At 38.1% G+C, this 3,226-nt stretch carries 3 protein-coding genes and 1 pseudogene; all 4 read right to left on the reverse strand.

All coding sequences use genetic code 11. The features are described from left to right. Nucleotides 1–432, reverse strand: a pseudogene (locus tag AC52RT_RS01465) (PAS domain-containing sensor histidine kinase); the annotation flags it as partial. Next, nucleotides 432–1,148, reverse strand: coding sequence for a response regulator (locus tag AC52RT_RS01470; RefSeq protein ID WP_495539110.1), 717 nt, complete (start codon nucleotides 1,146–1,148; stop codon nucleotides 432–434). The pseudogene AC52RT_RS01465 and the gene AC52RT_RS01470, both read right to left, overlap by 1 nt. Nucleotides 1,149–1,417: 269 nt before the next feature. Further along, nucleotides 1,418–2,596 carry a c-type cytochrome biogenesis protein CcsB gene (gene ccsB, locus AC52RT_RS01475; RefSeq protein WP_495539111.1) on the reverse strand — a complete coding sequence of 393 codons (1,179 nt, stop codon included), beginning with the start codon at nucleotides 2,594–2,596 and terminating at the stop codon, nucleotides 1,418–1,420. Beyond that, nucleotides 2,589–3,226, reverse strand: a 638-nt coding sequence (locus AC52RT_RS01480; RefSeq protein WP_495539112.1) for a cytochrome c biogenesis ResB family protein, incomplete at its 5' end; no start/stop codon positions are given. The genes AC52RT_RS01480 and ccsB, both read right to left, overlap by 8 nt.

Genomic DNA, 3,226 nt, shown 5'->3' on the forward strand with positions numbered 1-3,226 from the left:
CGGCATACCAATAACGATTGCTTTTATCTTTTCACCATCCTCCCCCTTTTGCGGGTGAGTAATTTCTTTTTCGACGGTTTTACCCTCTGTAAAGACGCGATGGAAATCGGAATCGTTTTCCAAAAATTCATAGGCAATCCCAGAATGAACGCCTTCGTTTGAAGAATATACAACAGATTCATTTTGAAACACAACGATTTTTGTTTCATCCCCAACAAGTTCTGAACTTATCTTCAGCACTTCTTCAGTATTACTGTGTTCTTTAGTAATTTGTACAATACGATGAGCTGTTGTTGTTAAATTATTCTCCACTTCTTCAATTTGGAAATTTTCGAAAAACTCAACTAGAAAAACCGTCAGAATTAATAGAACAAATGTAACCAGCAATAGAATGGTTGCCCATAGTTTCCCTACAACACTTCTCCAAAGCATCAGTCATTGTTCACTTCAAATTTGTATCCAACGCCCCAAACAGTAACAATCATTTTTGCCGCGTTTTCAGATATTTTATTCAATTTCTCCCGCAAGCGTTTAACGTGCGTATCTACTGTTCGAAGATCTCCAAAAAATTCATAATGCCACACTTCTTTCAATAACTGTTCTCTGTCAAAAACCTTATCTGGTGTTTTTGCCAAGAAGTATAATAATTCATATTCTTTCGGTGTTAACGAGACTTCTTTCCCACCTGCTGTCACCCGATGGGCATCGTTATCAATCATTAAATCAGGGAATACAATAACATCTTTTGATGCAGATTCTGCCTGTAAGAATCCATTTGAAGAAGAACGGCGCAAGAGCGCCTTCACACGCAAGACCACTTCTCGGGGACTAAACGGCTTCACAATATAATCATCCGTTCCTGCTTCGAAGCCTTGAACTCTGTTAATTTCTTCACCTTTAGCAGTCAGCATAATGATTGGTGTTGATTTAATTTCTCTTATTTCCCGACAAACCTCGATTCCGTCTTTCCCTGGCATCATTACGTCGAGAAGAATTAAGTCATAATCATTTTCACTTGCTTTCGTTATCGCAATATCTCCGTTCTCAGCTTCATCTATCAAGTAATCTTCTCTTTCAAGGTACATTCTTAAAAGCCGGCGTATTCTATCTTCATCATCAACCACTAGAATTCTCAATTCATTATCCATTTTACTCATCCTCTCTATCTCTTCTCTATAGTTTATCAAAAAAGAGCAGAATTTCTATAATTTTTCGTTTTCTCTCATAAAGTGAACGGAAAATAGACATCATATCGTCACTTCTCTGACTAAATTCGCCTAAAAAAAGACAAATTAGCTAGACTCGTTCAATAATTCTATAAAAAAAGGCCATAAATTTCCTTTCCCAATTACTAATAAAAAAAGCGCTGTTTTAAGTAACGGGCAACCCGTTAACAAAAAACAAACGCTATGGTTCATTATGCGTATGAATGTAGTCCTTTAATGACTAAGTTCACAACAATAAGATTAAACAGGATAATACCAAAACCGATTACGGCAAGCCAAGCAGATTTTTCGCCCTGCCAGCCTTTTGAAAGTCGTAAATGTAAAAATGCTGCATAAAATAACCATGTAATAAGTGCCCAGACTTCTTTAGGATCCCATCCCCAGAAACGGCTCCAAGCAATTTGAGCCCAAATCATGGCAAATATCAATGCACCTAAAGTGAAAACTGGAAAACCAATCATAACTGCACGATAACTAATTTCATCCATTAAATCGAGATTGACATTCTTAACCATCGGTTGAAGCAGAGCGCCAGCACGTTTTCGGAATATCAGACGATAAAGTCCATAAAGGACAATTCCTGCCCCAAGAGACCAGATTACTGTATTCGCCTTTCTTCCACTTAGTATAGGCGGGAGGTCAAAAAACGGTTCGAATGCATCTGGTGTCTCGAGTTTACTTTCATGTGGTCCTACAAGAGCAGGCATGGTATATTCCATGACAGCTGTTTGTCCACTCTTATCTACCCATGTAAATTCTGCTTTATAGTCCATTGCTTTAAACCCGCTTGATACAAGTACAAAGCCAACGGTACAAATCAAAAAGAACATAATCGCTTCCAACCAAAAGGTTTTCTTGCTTCGCTTTGACTGATCTACTGATTTAATTAAATAAATTAAGCCTGCTGCAAAACTGACAGCTAATATGGATTGACCAATGGCAGCAGTCGTAACATGGATATGCAGCCAATCACTTTGCAGAGCAGGAATTAACGGGGATATTTCCCGCGGGAACATACTTGCATAAGCAATAATTAGTAAAGCAACGGGAAGAGTAAACACGCCTAAAACAGGTGTTTTATACATATAATAAATGCCGATAAAAGCTCCCACCAGCATCATACCAAAGAAGGTGGTAAATTCAAAAAGGTTACTAACGGGCGCGTGTCCGCTGGCAATCCATCTCGTAATAAAATAGCCGATTTGAGCAATAAATCCGATCGTTGTCACCCAGATGGCCATAAGTGCCCATTTACTTTGCTTCTTTTCCGTATGTCCTTTTTTTTGTTTAATGGCCCCACCGAATAAGACTGTTGCCACTAAATATAAGACAAATGCTGCATATAATAAATTACTGCTTAATTCAGCCATTGAAAACTTCCCCCTTTTTGGAAGACGGCTCATCTTGAGCTTGATCCACCGGTTCTTCTATTTCTGTCCCTTTAATTACTTGTTCGATATCTCTTTTCAGGCCGTGCCAGTTTTTATTTGTATGACCTGCAAGCCAAATCTGGCCATTTCTTCTTTGAATCCATATCCGACGATGATTCCAATAACTCCCCTGAATTACTCCAATCATAAAGATCCCGCCGCCAATGAATAACAGCCAAAGTGTCATATCTTTTCTAACTGCTAAGCCTGCTGCATTTCGCGTTTCTATACCCGCAAACGCAAGTTTATAGGTGTTTTCCCCAAGTGGTTCTAATGTTTGTTTAATAGCAACAAAGCTCGTCTCGCCTTTTGGCTTATCAGGTGTATACATAGTAAATACGAATGCAGGATTATCTGGTATTTTTGATTTAGTGATAGGTGTTCCCTTATCATCAAACTCAAAATCTGGGAAATAGCTTTCAAGCTCTACTGAATATCCTTCTTTTAGTTCATATTTAGGTTTGGGGTCATTAAGATCGACCGTCATCCTGCCAAACGATTCTTCGGTTTTTTTATTAATCAAATCAAAAGTCATCTTATTTAATTCATCTTTTTTATAATCCATTTGAT

Source organism: Peribacillus sp. (genome assembly GCF_059453735.1).